This window comes from Pseudomonas subflava (genome assembly GCF_023823685.1).
In the GTDB taxonomy this organism is placed as follows: domain Bacteria; phylum Pseudomonadota; class Gammaproteobacteria; order Pseudomonadales; family Pseudomonadaceae; genus Aquipseudomonas; species Aquipseudomonas subflava.
This window is the reverse complement of sequence record NZ_JAMXBF010000013.1, coordinates 115,968-131,687: the sequence shown is the minus strand read 5'-3', so window position 1 is coordinate 131,687 and position 15,720 is coordinate 115,968. Positions and strand designations below refer to the sequence as shown.

General features: G+C 66.7%; 16 protein-coding genes. 7 read left to right on the top strand and 9 right to left on the bottom strand.

Translation table 11 applies throughout. The features are described from left to right. Positions 1 to 46: 46 nt before the first annotated feature. Positions 47 to 721: a YciC family protein gene (locus tag NF616_RS17760; RefSeq protein ID WP_252274763.1), complete on the bottom strand. Its 675-nt coding sequence runs from the start codon at positions 719 to 721 to the stop codon at positions 47 to 49. A 110-nt stretch (positions 722 to 831) separates the two neighbouring features. Between NF616_RS17760 and NF616_RS17755 the strand changes: the two genes are divergently transcribed. Further along, the gene (locus NF616_RS17755) at positions 832 to 1,311 is read left to right on the top strand and encodes an NYN domain-containing protein (protein ID WP_252274761.1); all 480 of its coding nucleotides are present in this window, start codon (positions 832 to 834) and stop codon (positions 1,309 to 1,311) included. 137 nt (positions 1,312 to 1,448) lie between these two features. Further along, on the top strand, positions 1,449 to 2,054 hold the full coding sequence (locus tag NF616_RS17750) for a 3'-5' exonuclease (RefSeq protein WP_252274760.1): 606 nt from the start codon (positions 1,449 to 1,451) through the stop codon (positions 2,052 to 2,054). 204 nt (positions 2,055 to 2,258) lie between these two features. Here the strand turns inward: NF616_RS17750 and NF616_RS17745 are convergent, their stop codons facing one another. Further along, positions 2,259 to 3,842, bottom strand: a complete 1,584-nt coding sequence (locus NF616_RS17745) for a peptide chain release factor 3 (protein WP_252274758.1) — start codon at positions 3,840 to 3,842, stop codon at positions 2,259 to 2,261. A 416-nt stretch (positions 3,843 to 4,258) separates the two neighbouring features. Between NF616_RS17745 and NF616_RS17740 the strand changes: the two genes are divergently transcribed. From NF616_RS17740 to NF616_RS17725, 4 genes are all read left to right on the top strand, one after another. Further along, entirely contained in the window at positions 4,259 to 5,422 is a 1,164-nt protein-coding gene (locus NF616_RS17740) for a type III PLP-dependent enzyme (RefSeq protein WP_252274756.1), read from the top strand. Between the two features lie 109 nt (positions 5,423 to 5,531). Further along, positions 5,532 to 6,275, top strand: coding sequence for a 5-oxoprolinase subunit PxpA (locus tag NF616_RS17735; RefSeq protein ID WP_252274755.1), 744 nt, complete (start codon positions 5,532 to 5,534; stop codon positions 6,273 to 6,275). Next, the gene (pxpB, locus tag NF616_RS17730) at positions 6,272 to 6,946 is read left to right on the top strand and encodes a 5-oxoprolinase subunit PxpB (RefSeq protein ID WP_252274753.1); all 675 of its coding nucleotides are present in this window, start codon (positions 6,272 to 6,274) and stop codon (positions 6,944 to 6,946) included. The genes NF616_RS17735 and pxpB overlap by 4 nt, the downstream gene beginning before the upstream one ends. Beyond that, positions 6,943 to 7,860 carry a 5-oxoprolinase subunit C family protein gene (locus tag NF616_RS17725; protein ID WP_252274751.1) on the top strand — a complete coding sequence of 306 codons (918 nt, stop codon included), beginning with the start codon at positions 6,943 to 6,945 and terminating at the stop codon, positions 7,858 to 7,860. Before pxpB ends, NF616_RS17725 begins: the two co-directional genes overlap by 4 nt. Before the next feature lie 92 nt (positions 7,861 to 7,952). Here NF616_RS17725 and NF616_RS17720 read toward each other — a convergent pair whose 3' ends face one another. The 3 genes from NF616_RS17720 to NF616_RS17710 form a co-directional block, all read right to left on the bottom strand. Continuing rightward, entirely contained in the window at positions 7,953 to 8,921 is a 969-nt protein-coding gene (locus tag NF616_RS17720) for a hypothetical protein (RefSeq protein WP_252274750.1), read from the bottom strand. Positions 8,922 to 9,243: 322 nt separating this feature from the next. Next, positions 9,244 to 9,564, bottom strand: a complete 321-nt coding sequence (locus tag NF616_RS17715) for a hypothetical protein (protein WP_252274748.1) — start codon at positions 9,562 to 9,564, stop codon at positions 9,244 to 9,246. A gap of 302 nt (positions 9,565 to 9,866) precedes the next feature. Beyond that, entirely contained in the window at positions 9,867 to 10,079 is a 213-nt protein-coding gene (locus NF616_RS17710; protein ID WP_252274746.1) for a hypothetical protein, read from the bottom strand. A gap of 333 nt (positions 10,080 to 10,412) precedes the next feature. Between NF616_RS17710 and NF616_RS17705 the strand changes: the two genes are divergently transcribed. Then, on the top strand, positions 10,413 to 11,513 hold the full coding sequence (locus NF616_RS17705) for an ABC transporter substrate-binding protein (protein ID WP_252274745.1): 1,101 nt from the start codon (positions 10,413 to 10,415) through the stop codon (positions 11,511 to 11,513). 1 nt (position 11,514) lies between these two features. Here the strand turns inward: NF616_RS17705 and NF616_RS17700 are convergent, their stop codons facing one another. The 4 genes from NF616_RS17700 to NF616_RS17685 all read right to left on the bottom strand — a co-directional run bounded on the left by NF616_RS17700 (position 11,515) and on the right by NF616_RS17685 (position 15,669). Next, positions 11,515 to 12,492 carry a peptide ABC transporter ATP-binding protein gene (locus tag NF616_RS17700; protein WP_252274743.1) on the bottom strand — a complete coding sequence of 326 codons (978 nt, stop codon included), beginning with the start codon at positions 12,490 to 12,492 and terminating at the stop codon, positions 11,515 to 11,517. Then, on the bottom strand, positions 12,492 to 13,466 hold the full coding sequence (locus NF616_RS17695; RefSeq protein ID WP_252274741.1) for an ABC transporter ATP-binding protein: 975 nt from the start codon (positions 13,464 to 13,466) through the stop codon (positions 12,492 to 12,494). The genes NF616_RS17700 and NF616_RS17695 overlap by 1 nt, the downstream gene beginning before the upstream one ends. Positions 13,467 to 13,734: 268 nt before the next feature. Beyond that, positions 13,735 to 14,646, bottom strand: a complete 912-nt coding sequence (locus NF616_RS17690; RefSeq protein ID WP_252274739.1) for an ABC transporter permease subunit — start codon at positions 14,644 to 14,646, stop codon at positions 13,735 to 13,737. A gap of 12 nt (positions 14,647 to 14,658) precedes the next feature. After that, on the bottom strand, positions 14,659 to 15,669 hold the full coding sequence (locus tag NF616_RS17685; RefSeq protein ID WP_252274737.1) for an ABC transporter permease subunit: 1,011 nt from the start codon (positions 15,667 to 15,669) through the stop codon (positions 14,659 to 14,661). Between the last annotated feature and the right edge of the window lie 51 nt (positions 15,670 to 15,720).

Below are 15,720 nucleotides of genomic sequence, written 5' to 3'. Positions count from 1 at the left end.
CTTCCCTGGGAGGCGGAAGCACCAAGCCTAGCAGCTGCCGCCGGCGTCAGTTGCTGGGGCTGTCCTCGGTCGGGCGCTGGCTGCAGAGCATGAAGCAGCGGAACAGCACCACGCTGGAGAACAGCTGGAGGAAGCCGTTGACGATATCCAGCACCAGGCTGCCGACCGCGTCCGGCTGCTCGCCGAGCAATTGCAGGGTCCAGTCGTCGAGCAGCCACAGCGGCACGATCACCAGCAGCACGCAGGCCAGCAGCGACCAGAAGTGGCCGACGCTGAGCAGGAAGCTCTCGCGCATCGCCTGCAACGGCCCGGCGCCGCGCAGCACCAGGATGTATTCGGCGAACGCCAGCTTGACCATCACCCACAGCGCCAGCGGCAGGAACAGCGCGCCGCTGAGCATGATCAGCAGGGTGGTCAGCGCCGCCAGCACGGCGAAAGACGGCCACAGCGGCAGGCTGGCCGCCAGCAGGTTGCGCGCGGCGGGGCGCTGGCCGGTGGTGCGGGCGTCGAGATAGAGGATCAGCGCGGCGCTGTACAACGGGTAGAAGAACAGCCCGACCAGCAGCTCGTAGGCCGGCGCATGCAACGGGTCGACCATGGCGGAGACCAGCGCCCGCACCAGGCACTCGGCGGCGATCAGCGGCAGGCACAGCGGCGCGATGGCGGCCAGGTGGCGGCTGAAGAAATGGAAGGAGTCGCGCAGGACGGTCAACGGGTTCATCGGCAGGCATCGCATCTGTACGGCATGAATTCACTTTAGCCGATGGTCGGGGGCCGCGAACATGCTGGCCAATGGCGCATAATGCCGCTCCCTTCGCCCGGCCCCGACTCGTGAAAAGAATCGCCCTGTTCGCCGATGTGCAGAACCTCTACTACACCGTGCGCCAGGCCCATGGCTGTCACTTCCACTATGCCGAGCTGTGGCGCCAGGTGGCGGCGTTGGGCGAGGTCGTCGAGGCGCGTGCCTATGCCATCGACCGTGGCGATGCCAAGCAGCGCCAGTTCCAGCAGATCCTGCGCGACCTCGGCTTCGAGGTGATGCTCAAGCCCTATATCCAGCGCAGCGACGGCTCTGCCAAGGGCGACTGGGACGTGGGTATCGCGCTGGACCTGATCGAGGCCGCCGAGCGCGTGGACGAGGTGGTGCTGGCCTCCGGCGATGGCGACTTCGACCTGCTGCTGCAGCGCGCCCGTGACCGCCACGGCGTGAGCTGCACCGTGTACGGCGTCGAGGGCCTGACCGCACAATCGCTGATCCGCTCCGCGGACCGCTTCGTGCCGGTCGCCGGCGCCCTGCTGCTGAAACACTGAGCATGCGCTGCGCGTCGGAAACGGCCTGAGTCGCCGGGCCGGTCGGCATGCGTGCGGGTGTTGTGTAAACTCCGCGGCCTCAACCATCCAGTGCCTGCTCTCGCTCGCGAGGGCACGAAACGCTCCGAGGAAGACCGATGCCCGAACGCATCGCCGTGATCGACTTCGAAACCACCGGCATGTCGCCGGCTCAGGGTGCGCGCCCGACCGAGGTCGGCGTGGCCGTGATCGAGGAAGGGCGCATCGTCGCGCGCTACCAGAGCCTGATGAATGCCGGCGCCTGGGTGTCGCCGTTCATCGAGCAGCTCACCGGCATCAGCAACGCCATGGTGCGCGGCGCGCCGCCGGTGGCCGAGGTGATGGCCGAGGTGGCCGAATTCGTCGGTGATGTGCCGATGCTGGCGCACAACGCCGCCTTCGACAGCAAGTTCTGGGACGCCGAGCTGGGCCTGCTCGGCCGCCGCCGGGCGAGCGACTTCGCCTGCTCGCTGCTGCTCTCGCGCCGCCTGCTGCCGGAGGCACCGAGCCACAGCCTGGGCAACCTCAACCGCTGGGTCGGGCTGCCCAGCACCGGCCGCGCCCACCGCGCGCTGGCCGACGCGGAGATGGCGGCCAACCTGTGCCTGCATCTGCAAGGCTTGCTGTGGGAGCGCCACGATATCCGCGCCGACCACGGCTACCTGTGCGGCCTGCAGAAGCTCTCGGCGGCCAAGGTGCGCGCACTGCTGCGGGCCAGCGTCTAACTTTCTCCTCTCCCTTGCGGACTGGGAGTGCCAGGCCGCATCGAGCCACCTTCTGAAAACAGCGGTGCGCATGGCGCACCCTACGGCTCGAGCGCGACGAGGCGGGGTGTAGGGTGCGCCGTGCGCACCAGGCGGCCCGGCAATAAACCACGCTCACAAACGAAACGCCCCGGCAGGGCCGGGGCGTTGTGCAGCGGAGGCGTATCAGTGGTGCTCGCGGGTGGCGCGGAACTTCACGTCCGGCCAGCGCTCTTCCATCAGGCTCAGGTTCACCCGGGTCGGCGCCAGGTAGGTGAGGTGGCCACCGCCATCCACCGCCAGGTTCTCGTAGGCCTTGTCCTTGAACTCCTTGAGCTTCTTCTCGTCGCTGCACTCGATCCAGCGCGCCGACCAGACGTTGATCGCCTCGTAGGCGCACTCGACCTTGTATTCCTCCTTCAGGCGGCTGGCGACCACATCGAACTGCAGCACGCCGACGGCGCCGAGGATGATGTCGTTGTTGCGTTCGGGGAAGAACACCTGGGTCGCGCCTTCCTCGGCCAGTTCCTGCAGGCCCTGGCGCAGCTGCTTGGATTTGAGCGGGTCCTTCAGGCGCACGCGGCGGAACAGCTCCGGGGCGAAGTGCGGGATGCCGGTGAAGCCCAGTACCTCGCCCTCGGTGAAGGTATCGCCGATCTGGATGGTGCCGTGGTTGTGCAGGCCAATGATATCGCCGGCGTAGGCCTCTTCCAGCTGCTCGCGCTCGCTGGAGAAGAAGGTCAGGGCGTCGGCGATCTTCAGGTCCTTCTTGATGCGCACGTGGCGCATCTTCATGCCCTTCTCGTACTTGCCGGAGCAGATGCGCATGAAGGCGATGCGGTCGCGGTGCTTCGGGTCCATGTTCGCCTGGATCTTGAACACGAAGCCGCTGAACCTTTCTTCCACCGGCTCGACCACGCGCTCGTGGGCGGCGCGCGACAGCGGCTTGGGCGCCCAATCGACGATGCAGTCGAGCACCTGGTCGACGCCGAAGTTGCCCAGCGCGGTGCCGAAGAACACCGGGGTCATCTCCCCCTTGAGGAAGGCTTGCTGGTCGAATTCGTGGCAGGCGCCCTGGACCAGTTCCAGCTCGTCGACGAAGTTGTCGTACATATCGCCAAGGTGCGCGCGGGCTTCGTCGGAGTCCAGCTTGTCGATCACCTTCTGCTCGGTACGCTCGTGGCCGTGGCCCGGCACGTAGACGATGATCTTGTCCTCGCGCAGGTGATACACGCCCTTGAAGTCGCGGTAGCAGCCGATCGGCCAGGTGATGGGTGCCGCCTTGATCTTCAGCACCGCCTCGATCTCGTCGAGCAGCTCGATGGGGTCGCGGATGTCGCGGTCGAGCTTGTTGATGAAGCTGACGATGGGCGTGTCGCGCAGGCGGCAGACTTCCATCAGGGCGATGGTGCGCGGCTCCACGCCCTTACCGCCGTCGAGCACCATCAGCGCGCTGTCCACCGCGGTCAGGGTGCGGTAGGTGTCTTCCGAGAAGTCCTCGTGGCCGGGGGTGTCGAGCAGGTTGACCATGTGCGAGCGGTAGGGGAACTGCATCACCGAGGTGGTGATGGAGATGCCGCGCTGCTTCTCCATCTCCATCCAGTCGGACGTGGCATGGCGGTCGGATTTGCGCGACTTCACGGTACCGGCGACTTCGATCGCCTTGCCCATCAGCAGCAGCTTCTCGGTGATGGTGGTCTTACCGGCGTCGGGGTGGGAAATGATCGCGAACGTGCGGCGTTTGGCGACTTCTGTGGCCTGGATGCTCATGGCGAAAAACCTGTCGACTCGGTCGTCGGAGTGTCAAAAAAGGCGGCGATTATACCGGTAAAGGCTTGGGGCTGGTCCGTTTCGTCGCGGCCGCGCCAATACTGCTTTTGTGCAGCATTTCTAACGTTTCGTTGAGTATCGAAAACAATCAATCAACCAGGCGACAACCGGGTGTAAAACCGCGGCAATTTTTGATTGATATCAAGGGCCCTTGGTCCTAAAGTTCGCGCCCGAACGCTCATGCTGGAAACGATCCATCCGGCTCAAGTACTGACGACGAAAGACCCGCGGGTACTCGGCGACATGCCTTGGGAAGTAGGCGAACCAAAGTGGGGAAACTGATCAGGCGTTCGCGGCTCGTAATACAGAGCCACTCCCTCTTTCCATAACGTGTTTTGCCATTTGGAGTCCCGAGCATGTCGATCAAGGTCGAAGACTATTTCGCACCCGAAACTTTCAAACGCATGAAGGCGTTCGCCGATCAGCAGGAAACCCCCTTCGTGGTGATCGACAAGCAGACCATCGCCAATTCCTACGATCAGTTGGTCAACTGCTTCCCCTTCGCCAAGATCTACTACGCGGTGAAGGCCAACCCGGCCATCGAGATCACCGAGCTGCTGCGTGACAAGGGCTCCAACTTCGACATCGCGTCGATCTACGAGCTGGACAAGGTCATGAGCGCCGGCGTCGGCCCGGAGCGCATCAGCTACGGCAACACCATCAAGAAAGCCCGCGACATTCGTTACTTCTTCGAGAAGGGCGTGCGCCTGTTCGCCACCGACTCGGAAGCCGACCTGCGCAACATCGCCAAGGCCGCGCCGGGCTCGAAGATCTATGTGCGCATCCTCACCGAGGGCTCGACCTCGGCCGACTGGCCGCTGAGCCGCAAGTTCGGCTGCAACCCGGACATGGCCCTGGACCTGCTGATCCTGGCCAAGCAGCTGGGCCTGGTGCCGTACGGCATCTCCTTCCACGTCGGCTCGCAGCAGCGCGACATCGACGTATGGGACGCCGCCATCGCCAAGGTCAAGGTGATCTTCGAGCGTCTGAAGGAAGAAGACGGCATCACCCTGCAGATGATCAACATGGGTGGCGGTTTCCCGGCCAACTACATCCAGCGCACCAACGACCTGGAGACCTACGCCGAGGAAATCACCCGCTTCCTCAAGGAAGACTTCGGTGACGACCTGCCGGAAATCATCCTCGAGCCGGGCCGTTCGCTGATCGCCAACGCCGGCATCCTGGTCAGCGAAGTGGTGCTGATCGCGCGCAAGTCGCGTACCGCCGTGGAGCGCTGGATCTACACCGACGTGGGCAAGTTCAGCGGCCTGATCGAAACCATGGACGAGTCCATCAAGTTCCCGATCTGGACCGAGCGCAAGGGCGAGATGGAAGAAGTCATCATCGCCGGCCCGACCTGCGACAGCGCCGACATCATGTACGAGAACTACAAATACGGCCTGCCGCTGAACCTGGCTGCCGAAGACCGCCTGTACTGGCTGTCCACCGGTGCCTACACAACCAGCTACAGCGCGGTGGAATTCAACGGCTTCCCGCCGCTGAAGGCCTTCTACCTGTAAGCCGTGCGCTGACCCAAAGGCCCGCCCCGTGCGGGCCTTTTCGTTGCTAGGCTCGGTTGCACGACCCGGCGATCTGCGCGATAACGCGCGACTTCCAGGAGGAGCGCAGATGTCCCGAATACTGCTGAACTGCGACATGGGCGAGGGCTACGGCGCCTGGCGCATGGGCGACGACGAGCACGCCATGCCGCTGGTGGACCAGGCCAACCTGGCCTGCGGCTTCCATGCCGGCGACCCGCTGATCATGCGGCGCAGCGTGGCCCAGGCCGTGCAGCACGGCGTGCAGATCGGCGCGCATCCCTCATACCCCGATCTGCAGGGCTTCGGCCGCCGCCACCTGAACTGCTCGCCCGAGGAAGTCACCGCCCTGGTGCTGTACCAGCTCGGCGCGCTGGACGCCTTCTGCCGCACGGCCGGTGTCGAGGTGGCCTACGTCAAGCCGCACGGCGCGCTGTACAACGACCTGGTGCGCGATGACGCGCTGTTCGACGCGGTGCTGGCGGCCTGCGCCTCGTACCGAAAAGACCTGCCGCTGATGGTGCTGGCCCTGGCCGACAATGCGCGCGAGCGGCGCCTGTCCGAGGCGGCCGGCGTGCCGCTGCTGTTCGAGGCCTTCGCCGACCGCGCTTACCTGGCCGACGGCCAGCTGGCGCCGCGGCGCCTGGCCGGCGCCGTGCATCACGACCCCGAGCGCATTCTCCAGCAGGCTCTGGCCATCGCCGCCGGCGAGCCTTTCGTCGATATCGATGGCCAGCCGTTGCAGCTGCAGGCGGACAGCCTCTGCGTGCACGGCGACAACGCCGAGTCGCTGGCCGTGCTGCGTCGCCTGCGAGCGCAACTGGACGCGCTGTGATCCGCCTCGAGCCGGCCGGCGCCGAAGCCCTGTTGCTGGTGCTGGCCGAGCAACCGACGCCCGACCTGCCGCTGCGCATCGCCGCGCTGGCCGACGACATCCGCACCGAGCTGGGCGCTCTGCTGACCGACCTGGTGCCGGGCTGGACCAGCCTGCTGCTGCACTACGACCTGTTGCGCACCGACCATCTGCAGCTGGCCGAACGCCTCGTACCGCTGCTGGAGCGCTGGCGTGCGGCGCCGGTGCCGACCGTTGCCGGCCACCTGCACGAGATTCCGGTGTGGTACGCCGGCGAGGACCTCGCCGAGGTGGCGCGCGCCTGCGAGCTGACCGTCGAGCAGGTGACCGAACTGCACAGCGCCGCCGAATACCGGGTCGGCGCCATCGGTTTCGCTCCCGGTTTCGCCTATCTCGGCGAGCTGCATGAACGTCTGGCGCTGCCGCGCCGGGCCACGCCGCGCACCGTGGTGCCGGCCGGCAGCCTGGCCATCGCCGAGCGGCAGACGGCCATCTACCCGCAGGCCTCGCCCGGCGGCTGGCACCTGCTCGGCCTCTGCCCCTGGCGCTTGTTCGAGCCGGCGCGCACGCCGCCCTGTCCGCTGATGCTCGGCGATCGGGTGCGCTTCCGGCCCGTCGATGAGGCGACCTACCGCCGGGAGCGGGGCCGGTGACGGGCCTGCGGGTGCTCAGGCCCGGGCCGATGAGCCTGTTGCAGGACGCTGGTCGGCGCGGCTGGCAACATCTTGGCGTGTCGCCGTGTGGTCCACTGGATGGGCACGCGGCCGCCTGGGCCAACCGGCTGCTCGATAACGCCTGGGGCGCGCCGCTGCTGGAGATCGCCCTGGGTGGTGTCGAACTGCTCGCCGAGGGCGATACCTGGCTGGCCTCGGCCGGTGCCGAACTGGATCTGAGCCTGGATGGCGCGACCATTCCCGGCTGGTCGCGCTTCGCCGTGCGCGCCGGGCAGCATCTGCGCATCGGCTTCGCCCGCCGGGGCCAGCGCCTCTACCTGGCCGCGGCCGGCGGTTTTTGCGCCGAGCCGGTGCTGGGCAGCGTCGGCACCCAGGTACGCGAAGGACTCGGTGGGCTCGACGGGCGAGGCGGGCGCCTGACCGAAGGCGATCGGCTGGCCTGTTCGCCGGCGACCTTCTCGACGGCGGCCAGCGTGCCCTGGCGCTTCCGGGGTGACGATCACGACGCGCCGCTACGGGTGATCATCGGTGGCGATGCGCCGGACTTCGCCGCCGAGCAGCTGGAGGCGTTCTTCGCTCGGGAGTGGCAACTCAGCCCGCAGTCCGACCGCATGGGCGCGCGTCTGCTCGGCGAACCACTGGTGGCGCCGTCGCGGCAGTGGTCGATGGGCGTGAGCCGCGGCGCGATCCAGGTGCCGCCGGACGGTCGACCGATCATTTTGCAGGCCGACCACCAGACCATGGGCGGCTACCCCATCCTCGGCTGGCTGCATCCGCTGGACCAGTGGCGCCTGGCCCAGTGCTCGGCACGTCAGGACCTGCGCTTCACCCGGGTCGACATCGCCGCCGCCCAGGCCGACCTGCACCGGTTCTACCGCTTCTTCAAATCCTGAGCCCGGAAACGACGAAGGCGCCACTGAGGGCGCCTTCGGGCTTTCGAGCTGTGCACACGTCATTGCTTGCTGGCTCCACTCCATCGATTGGATCAGGCGATGTTGCTGCCGACGCGGTCCGAACCGTCCTCTGCCACGGCGCTGCCGGTGCTGTCGAAGCCGTCTTCGGCGATGAAGCTGCCAGTGCGGTCGAAGCCGTCGGCGGCGATGTTGTCGCCGACGCTGTCGGAACCGTCATCGGCTACGGCGCTGCCGGTGCTGTCGAAGCCGTCTTCGGCGATGAAGCTGCCAGTGCGGTCGAAGCCGTCGGCGGCGATGTTGTCGCCGACGCTGTCGGAACCGTCATCGGCTACGGCGCTGCCGGTGCTGTCGAAGCCGTCTTCGGCGATGAAGCTGCCAGTGCGGTCGAAGCCATCGGCGGCGATTTTGTCGCCGACGCTGTCGGAACCGTCTTCGGCTACGGCGCTGCCGGTGCTGTCGAAGCCGTCTTCGGCGATGAAGCTGCCTGTGCGGTCGAAACCATCGGCGGCGATGTTGTCGCCGACGCTGTCGGAACCGTCATCGGCTACGGCGCTGCCGGTGCTGTCGAAGCCGTCTTCGGCGAGGAAGCTGCCAGTGCGGTCGAAGCCATCGGCGGCGATTTTGTCGCCGACGCAGTCGGAACCGTCTTCGGCTACGGCGCTGCCGGTGCTGTCGACGCCGTCTTCGGCGATGAAGCTGCCGGTGCGGTCGAAACCATCGGCGGCGATCTTGTCGCCGACGCTGTCGGAACCGTCTTCGGCCACGGCGCTGCCGGTGCTGTCGAAGCCGTCTTCGGCGATGAAGCTGCCAGTGCGGTCGTAACCGTCGGCGGCGATCTTGTCGCCGACGCTGTCGGAGCCGTCTTCGGCCACGGCGCTGCCGGTGTTGTCGAAACCATCTTCGGCGATGTAGCTGCCGGTGCGGTCGTAACCGTCGGCGGCGATGTAGCTGCCAGTGCGGTCATAACCGTCGGCCGCGAAGGTGATGCCGCTGGCGGCAAAGGTGGAAACGAGCAGGGCGGTGAGGATTTGCTTTTTCATGATGGTTGCTCCGTAGGGGGTATGAGTTGTTGTCTACGGGGCCTATGTTCCGGGTTGCCCCGCGAAGAGAGAACTTGAAGCGCTCGATGCTGCTAATCGATGCGGTTGATGATGGTGCGGATGGCTCTGGCACGGGGTGTTCGGCGTTTTCGAGGCGGCGTTTCGGGTGGCTGAGACGGGGGTTATAGCCGCTACGCAGCAAGTCAGACGGCGTGGGCCGTGTTTCGCTTACCCGGAAACGGCGAAGGCGCCACTGAGGGCGCCTTCGGGCTTTCGAGCTGTGCACACGTCATTGCTTGCTGGCTCCACTCCATCGATTGGCTCAGGCGATGTTGCTGCCGACGCGGTCGGAACCATCTTCGGCCACGGCGCTGCCGGTGCTGTCGAAGCCGTCTTCGGCGATGAAGCTGCCGGTGCGGTCGAAACCATCGGCGGCGATCTTGTCACCCACGCTGTCGGAACCGTCTTCGGCCACGGCGCTACCGGTGTTGTCGAAGCCGTCTTCGGCGATGAAGCTGCCGGTGCGGTCGTAACCATCGGCGGCGATATAGCTGCCAGTGCGGTCATAGCCGTCGGCCGCGAAGGTGATGCCGCTGGCGGCGAAGGTGGAGACGAGCAGGGCGGTGAGGATTTGCTTTTTCATGATGGTTGCTCCGTAGGGGGTATGAGTTGTTGTCTACGGGGCCTATGTTCCGGGTTGCCCAGCGAAGAGAGAACTTGAAGCGCTCGATGCTGCTCATCGATGCGATTGATGATGGTGCGGATGGCTCTGGCACGGGGTGTTCGGCGTTTTCGAGGTGGCATTTCGGGTCGCTCCGCAGCCAGTCGGACGGATGGGCCGTGCTTCGCTTACCCCGGAAACGGCGAAGGCGCCACTGAGGGCGCCTTCGGGCTTTCGAGCTGTGCACACGTCATTGCTTGCTGGCTCCACTCCAATCGATTGGCTCAGGCGATGTTGCTGCCGACGCGGTCGGAACCGTCTTCGGCCACGGCGCTACCGGTGTTGTCGAAGCCGTCTTCGGCGATGAAGCTGCCGGTGCGGTCGTAACCGTCGGCGGCGATATAGCTGCCAGTGCGGTCATAGCCGTCGGCCGCGAAGGTGATGCCGCTGGCGGCGAAGGTGGAAACGAGCAGGGCGGTGAGGATTTGCTTTTTCATGATCGGGTGCTCCGTAGGGGGATGTGAGTTGTTGTCTACGGGGCCTATGTTCCGGGTTGCCCTGCGAAGAGAGAACTTGAAGCGCTCGATGCTGCTCATCAGCGTTATCGATAGTCTGAAAACCGCTCTAGATCGGGCGTTGGCCGCCTCCAACAGAAAAGCTGGGCATCGCTGCGGTGTTGTTCGGGGCGTGCCGAATGGGTGTCCGGGCCAGGCTTTGCGGCTAAGCTGAGAGGCAAACGGAAGCCGTCTCGTGCCAGGCCAAGGGCATGAGCGAACGGGGGCTGGAGCGTGACGATGTTGCGACCTGTGTTGTGCTGCACTGCTGTTTTCATGCTGCTGATTGGCGCCTTGGGTGCGCGGGCCGACGGGGGCGCCGAGCCCGGCGCGCTGCATCTGGGAATGGTCAACGCGCAAAGCGGGCCGGCCGCCGGATTGGGGCGTGGAATGCTCGACGGCGCGCAGGCGTATTTCTCGCGCATCAACGAGGCCGGTGGCGTGCACGGGCGCCGATTGAACCTGGTGCTGCGCGACGACGGCTACGAGCCCGCCCGCACCGCTCGCTTCACCGAAGAGCTGATCGCCTCGCGCGGCGTCTTCGCCCTGTTCGGCTTTGTCGGCACGCCGACATCGCGGGCCGCCATGCCGAGCGTATTGGCCGCCGGCGTGCCTTATCTGTTTCCGCTGTCGGGTGCCGAGGTGCTGCGCGAGCCGTTGCACCGCACGGTATTCAATGTGCGCGCCTCCTATTTTGCCGAGACCGAGCTGCTGGCGGCGTACATGACCGGGCAGCTAAAGCTGAAGCGCGTCGCCCTGCTGATGCAGAACGACTCCTTCGGCGAGACGGTCAAGGGCGGCCTGGCCGGGGCGCTGCACAAGCGTGGCCTGCACGTCGTGGGCGAGGCGCGCATCCTGCGCAATTCGCCGGAGATCGCCGGCGCGGTGCGCCAGCTCAAGCAGGCCGACCCCGAGGCCATCGTCTTCATCGGTACCTACCGGCAGCTGGCCGCCTCGATCCGCGCGGCGCGCGAACAGGGCCTGAAGGCACGCTTCTTCAGCGTGTCGTTCGTCGGCACCGAGAGCTTCATCGCCGAGGCCGGTGCGGACGCCGAGGGTGTGTATATTTCTCAGGTCGTACCGTCCCCCGAAGACCGCTCGCTGCCGCTGGTGCGCGATTACCAGGCGGACATGCGCGGCCCGCTCGGCCATGCCTCGCTGGAGGGCTACATCGGTGCCGCGGTGCTGGTGGAGGCGCTGCGCCGCGTCGGGCCAGAGCCCACCCGCGAGCGGCTGATCGAAGCGCTGGAGTCGCTGGACATCGACCTCGGCGGCTTTCACGTGCGCTTCGGCCCCACGGACCACCAGGGCTCCGACGCGGTCTACCTGACCCGTATCGAGCAGGGCCGCGCGGTGCCGGTGCAGCCTCAGCCCTGAGCTAGCTTCTGTTGGCAATTTCCTCGGCATGGTGGCAGGCCACCTGGCGCGCGTCGATCAGGCGCAGTTCCGGCACGTCCACGCGACAGCGCTCGGTGGCATGCGGGCAGCGTCGGTGGAAGGCGCATCCGGGTGGCGGGTCGAGCGGGTTGGGCAGTTCGCCGGCGATCTTGATCTTCGGCTTGGCCGGGTCCGGGTGGATCGCCGGGGTGGCCGAGAGCAGGGCGCGGGTATAGGGATGCAGCGGCCGCTCGTAGATCAGCGCGGCCGGGCCCATCTCGGCCGGGCGGCCGAGGTACATCACCAGCACGTCGTCGGCCACGTGCTGCACCACCGCCAGGTTGTGCGAGATGAACACGTAGCCGGTCCCGTACTCTTCCTGCAGATCCATGAACAGGTTGAGCACCTGGGCCTGGATCGACACGTCCAGCGCCGAGGTTGGCTCGTCCGCCACCAGCACCTTGGGCTGGAGCATCATGGCGCGGGCCAGGGCGATGCGCTGGCGCTGGCCGCCGGAGAACATGTGCGGGTAGCGCTGGTAGTGCTCGGGGCGCAGCCCCACCTGCTGCATCATGGTCTGCACCCTGTCGCGGCGTTCGGCGCGCGACAGGCCGGTGTTGATCAGCAGCGGCTCGGCCAACTGGTCGCCGACCTTCTGCCGCGGGTTGAGCGAGGCATAGGGGTTCTGGAACACCATCTGCACGTCGCGACGCAGCTGCCTGCGCTCGGCTTTGCCTGCGCCGGCCACTTCCTGCCCGGCGATCTGCAAGCTGCCGGCGCTGGGCTCCTCAATCAGGGTCAGGGCGCGGGCCAGGGTCGACTTGCCGCAGCCGGACTCGCCGACCACCGCCAGGGTCTTGCCGGCTTCCAGCGAGAAGGACACGCCGTTGAGCGCGCGCACCAGGGCGTTGGGTTTGAACAGGCCGCGGGAGATTTCGTAGTGCCGGGTCAGCTCGCGGGCCTCGAGGACGATGCTCATCAGGCCACCTCCGCGGTCAGGTTGAGGGGGTAGAAGCAGCGCACCGCGCCGCGCACGTGCGGTTCCAGCGCCGGTCGCTGCTCGCGGCAGTGCGGCTGGGCGTAGGGGCAACGCGGCGACAGCAGGCAACCGACGGGGCGGTCGTAACGGCCGGGCACGATGCCGGGCAGGGTGGCCAGGCGCTCGGCCCCCAGGCTGTGCTCGGGAATGGCCTTGAGCAGCGCCTCGGTGTAGGGGTGGGTCGGTGCGTCGAACAGAGTCGGCACGCTGCCGATCTCCACCGCTTGCCCGGCGTACATCACGCACACGTGCTGGGCGGTCTCGGCGACCACGGCCAGGTCATGGGTGATCAGCACCAGGCCCATGCCCTCGCTGCGTTGCAGGTCCAGCAGCAGGTCCATGATCTGCGCCTGGATGGTCACGTCCAACGCCGTGGTCGGTTCGTCGGCGATCAGCAGCTTGGGTTCGGCGGCGATGGCCATGGCGATCGCCACGCGCTGGCTCATGCCCCCGGAGAGCTGGTGTGGGTAGGCGTCGAGGCGGCTGGCGGCACCGGGGATCTCCACCCGCTCCAACAGCTGCAGGGCGCGCACGCGGGCGGCCTTGCCCTTGATGCCGAGGTGCTGGCGCAGCACTTCCTCGATCTGGAAGCCGACCGTATAGCTGGGGTTGAGCGCGGTCATCGGGTCCTGGAACACCATGGCCAGGTCCTTGCCCACCACCTTGCGGCGCTGCCGTCCCTTGAGGGTGAGCATGTCGTGGCCGTCGAAGCGCAGGCTGTCGGCGCGCACGATGCCGGGGGCGTCGATCAGGCCCATCAGCGCCATCATGGTCACCGACTTGCCGGAGCCGGACTCGCCGACGATGGCCAGCACTTCGCCCTTGTCCACGGACAGGTCGAGGCCGTCGACCACCGGTATGGCATCGGGGGCGCCGAAGCGCACGGAGAGATTGCGGATATCCAGCAGGCTCATAGATGGCTCCCGAGGCGTGCGAACTGCTCCCTCTCCCATTTATGGGAGAGGGTTGGGGAGAGGGCGGAGTTGGCAATTACACCCTCTCCCCCGGCCCCTCTCCCATAAATGGGAGAGGGGAGGAAAGAAGCCGGCGTTGCGTAAATGTTCATGGCGGGCTCCTTACTGCGCATTCTTCAGCAGTGGTAGCCCGGACTTCAGTCCGGGGGCGCTTGGCGGGTTGTCTCGGACTGAAGTCCGGGCTACTGGATTTCGCATGCTGGGCACCTTACTGCGCATTCTTCAGTTTCGGGTCGAGCGCATCACGCAGCCCGTCGCCCATCAGGTTGATCGCCAGCACGCTGAGCAGGATGGTCAGCCCCGGCAGCGACACCACCCACCAGGCGCGTTCGATGTAGTCGCGCGCCGAGGCCAGCATGGTGCCCCACTCGGGCGTCGGCGGTTGCACGCCGAGGCCGAGGAAGCCCAGGGCGGCCGCGTCGAGGATGGCCGACGAGAAACTCAGGGTGGCCTGCACGATCAGCGGCGCCATGCAGTTGGGCAGCACGGTGATGAACATCAGCCGCGGCAGGCCGGCACCGGCCAGTCGGGCGGCGGTGACGTAGTCGCGGCCCAGCTCGCCCATCACCGCGGCGCGGGTCAGGCGCACGTAGGACGGCAGCGAAACGATGGCGATGGCGATCACGGTGTTGATCAGGCCCGGGCCGAGGATGGCGACGATGGCCACGGCCAGCAGCAGCGAGGGCAGGGCCAGCATGATGTCCATCAGGCGCATGATCGAGGGGCCGAGCAGGCGCGGGAAGAAGCCGGCGACCAGGCCCATGAGGATGCCGGGGATCAGCGACATCAGCACCGAGGCCAGGCCGATCATCAGCGACAGGCGCGCGCCATGGATCAGCCGCGAGAGCAGGTCGCGGCCCAGCTCGTCGGTGCCGAGCGGGAAGCGCGCCTGCCCGCCTTCCAGCCAGGATGGCGGGGTGAGCAGGGCATCGCGGAACTGTTCGCTGGGATCGAAGGGCGCCACCCAGGGCGCGAACAGCGCGCAGAACACGATGACCAGCATGAACAGCAGGCCGCCGACGGCGCCCTTGTTGTGGGCGAAGGCCTGCCAGAACTCCTTTAGTGGCGAGGGGTAGAGCAGCGCCTGGTCGGCGGCGGGCACAGCGTTGGATTGAGTCATGTACGGGCCTCCTTAGCGCTGGTGGCGAATGCGCGGATTGACCAGGCCGTAGAGGATGTCCACGACGAAGTTGACCAGGATCACCAGGCAGGCGATCAGCAGGATGCCGTTCTGCACCACCGGGTAGTCGCGGGCGCCGATGGCCTCGATCAGCCACTTGCCGATGCCTGGCCAGGAAAAGATGGTCTCGGTCAGCACGGCGCCGGCCAGCAGGGTGCCGACCTGCAGGCCGAACACGGTGAGCACCGGGATCAGTGCGTTGCGCAGGCCATGCACGAACACCACACGGGCCGGGGACAGGCCCTTGGCGCGGGCGGTACGGATATAGTCCTCGCGCAGCACCTCGAGCATCGCCGAGCGGGTCATGCGGGCGATCACCGCCAGGGGAATGGTGCCCAGCACGATGGCCGGCAGGATCAGGTGCATCAGGGCGTCCTTGAACGCGCCTTCCTCTTCCGAGAGCAGGGTGTCGATCAGCATGAAGCCGGTCTTGGGTTCGATGTCGTAGAGCAGGTCGATGCGTCCGGACACCGGCGTCCAGCCCAGGTACACGGAGAAGAACATGATCAACAGCAGGCCCCACCAGAAGATCGGCATCGAGTAGCCGGCCAGCGACACGCCCATCACCCCGTGGTCGAAAAGCGAGCCGCGCTTGAGCGCGGCGATCACTCCGGCAATCACGCCGAGCGTGCCGGCAAACAGCAGGGCGGCCAGCGACAGCTCCAGAGTCGCCGGGAACAGGGTGAGGAACTCCTCCCACACGCCCTCGCGGGTGCGCAGCGACTCGCCGAGGTCGCCCTGGGCCAGCTTGGTGATGTAGTCCAGGTACTGGGCCGGCAGCGGCTTGTCCAGGCCCAGGCGGTGCATGGCCTCGGCGTGCATTTCGGGGTCGACGCGGCGCTCGCCCATCATCACTTCCACGGGGTCGCCGGGAATCAGACGGATCAGCGCGAAGGTCAGCAGGGTGACGCCGAAAAAGGTGGGTATCAGCAGCCCCAGGCGTCTGGCGATGAAAGACAGCATTGCGTGGTGGTACTCCGCATCAGGGTGAACCCGCGCCTTCGTGGGGCGCGG

Coding starts and splice junctions, on each gene's coding strand:
- NF616_RS17760 (WP_252274763.1), bottom strand. CDS start 721: ATGAACCCGTTGACCGTCCTGCGCGACTCCTTCCATTTCTTCAGCCGC.
- NF616_RS17750 (WP_252274760.1), top strand. CDS start 1,449: ATGCCCGAACGCATCGCCGTGATCGACTTCGAAACCACCGGCATGTCG.
- NF616_RS17745 (WP_252274758.1), bottom strand. CDS start 3,842: ATGAGCATCCAGGCCACAGAAGTCGCCAAACGCCGCACGTTCGCGATC.
- NF616_RS17740 (WP_252274756.1), top strand. CDS start 4,259: ATGTCGATCAAGGTCGAAGACTATTTCGCACCCGAAACTTTCAAACGC.
- NF616_RS17735 (WP_252274755.1), top strand. CDS start 5,532: ATGTCCCGAATACTGCTGAACTGCGACATGGGCGAGGGCTACGGCGCC.
- NF616_RS17720 (WP_252274750.1), bottom strand. CDS start 8,921: ATGAAAAAGCAAATCCTCACCGCCCTGCTCGTTTCCACCTTTGCCGCC.
- NF616_RS17715 (WP_252274748.1), bottom strand. CDS start 9,564: ATGAAAAAGCAAATCCTCACCGCCCTGCTCGTCTCCACCTTCGCCGCC.
- NF616_RS17710 (WP_252274746.1), bottom strand. CDS start 10,079: ATGAAAAAGCAAATCCTCACCGCCCTGCTCGTTTCCACCTTCGCCGCC.
- NF616_RS17705 (WP_252274745.1), top strand. CDS start 10,413: ATGCTGCTGATTGGCGCCTTGGGTGCGCGGGCCGACGGGGGCGCCGAG.
- NF616_RS17700 (WP_252274743.1), bottom strand. CDS start 12,492: ATGAGCATCGTCCTCGAGGCCCGCGAGCTGACCCGGCACTACGAAATC.
- NF616_RS17695 (WP_252274741.1), bottom strand. CDS start 13,466: ATGAGCCTGCTGGATATCCGCAATCTCTCCGTGCGCTTCGGCGCCCCC.
- NF616_RS17690 (WP_252274739.1), bottom strand. CDS start 14,646: ATGACTCAATCCAACGCTGTGCCCGCCGCCGACCAGGCGCTGCTCTAC.
- NF616_RS17685 (WP_252274737.1), bottom strand. CDS start 15,669: ATGCTGTCTTTCATCGCCAGACGCCTGGGGCTGCTGATACCCACCTTT.